Origin of the sequence: Mesorhizobium sp. M7A.F.Ca.US.014.04.1.1 (assembly GCF_003998745.1) — a bacterium.
Classification (GTDB): domain Bacteria; phylum Pseudomonadota; class Alphaproteobacteria; order Rhizobiales; family Rhizobiaceae; genus Mesorhizobium; species Mesorhizobium ciceri.
Genome location: NZ_RZRW01000997.1, coordinates 1 through 1,294, shown reverse-complemented (window position 1 = coordinate 1,294; position 1,294 = coordinate 1). Strand labels below are relative to the sequence as shown.

The window sequence follows — 1,294 nt, the reverse complement described above, 5'->3', positions numbered from 1 at the left end:
CGATCGTCCTGTTCACCCTGGCTTCGCTCGCCTGCGGCCTCTCGCAAACCCTGACCCAGTTCGTCGCCGCACGTGTCGTGCAAGGGCTCGGCAGCGCGCTGATGACGCCGGTTGGGCGCATTCTCGTCCTGCGCAATGCGCCGAAATCCGAACTGCTCAACGCCACGGCGCTGATCACCTGGCCAGCACTGTTTGCGCCGGTGGTCGGGCCGGTGCTCGGCGGCTTCATCACCACCTATCTGTCCTGGCACTGGAATTTCTTCATCAACATCCCGCTCGGCGTGATCGGGCTGGCGCTGGTCGCCCGTTTCATCCCAGGCGACCGCGAGGCCGACCCCAAGCCGCTCGACTGGCCCGGTTTTTTCCTGACATCGGCGGGACTTGCCTTGCTGCTCTACGGTCTCGAGCGTATCGCGCATCCCGAGGACGGCGTGCTGCCGACAGCGCTGCTGATCGTAGCCGGCATCGTCCTCGGCTGGCTGGCGGTGCGCCATCTCAGGCGCGCGCCGCATCCGCTGCTCGATCTCTCCTCGTTCAAGGTGCTGACCTTCGCCATCTCGACGCTTGCCGCCGGCACCATTTTCCGGGTGGCGATCAACGCCACGCCGTTCCTGCTGCCGCTGCTGTTCCAGGTTGGCTTCGGCCTTTCGCCTGTCGATGCCGGCTTGATGATCCTGGCCTATTTCCTTGGCAATCTCGGCATGAAGACGGTGACCACGCCGACGCTGCGCCGTTTCGGTTTCCGCTCAGTGATGGTCGTCAACGGCATCATCGCCTCGGCCTCGATCATGGCTTGCGGAGCGATCTCGCCGCAGACGCCGCAAGCGCTGGTGGTGGCGCTGATGCTGATTGCCGGCCTGTCGCGCTCGATGCAGTTCACCGCCCTTAACACGCTGGCCTTCGCCGACATCGATGCGTCGCAACGAAGCTCGGCGGCGACGCTGTCCTCGATGCTGCAGCAGGTGGCGATGCTGTTTGGCGTCGCGGTGGCGGCGGCGATCCTTAATCTGTCGCAGATCGTCAGGGATCGCCCCGCTCTCGATCTTGTGGATTTTCGAGTAGCCTTTCTGGTGATCGGCGCCATCGGGCTGGTGGCGGCGCTGCGTTTTCTCGTGCTCCCGCCAGGTGCGGGCGCGGAGGTTTCCGGGCACTCGCCGGGAAATTCAGATCGATTTTTCCGCCTGATGCGGAGATAAATTCCGTCCTGTCCCTTTGCCTTGGTGCAGCGCTTTCGCGTGCGGCCGCAATGGCGCAACCAATTGCCAAAAGCGCAGAGTTTTCCGCGCATTGCGCC

Annotated in this window: 1 protein-coding gene; it reads left to right on the top strand. The window is 64.1% G+C overall.

The features are described 5' to 3' along the window. Window positions 1-1,196: MFS transporter (locus EOA22_RS33910; protein WP_127390629.1), on the top strand; the 1,196-nt coding region annotated here is incomplete at its 5' end. Window positions 1,197-1,294 lie beyond the last annotated feature (98 nt).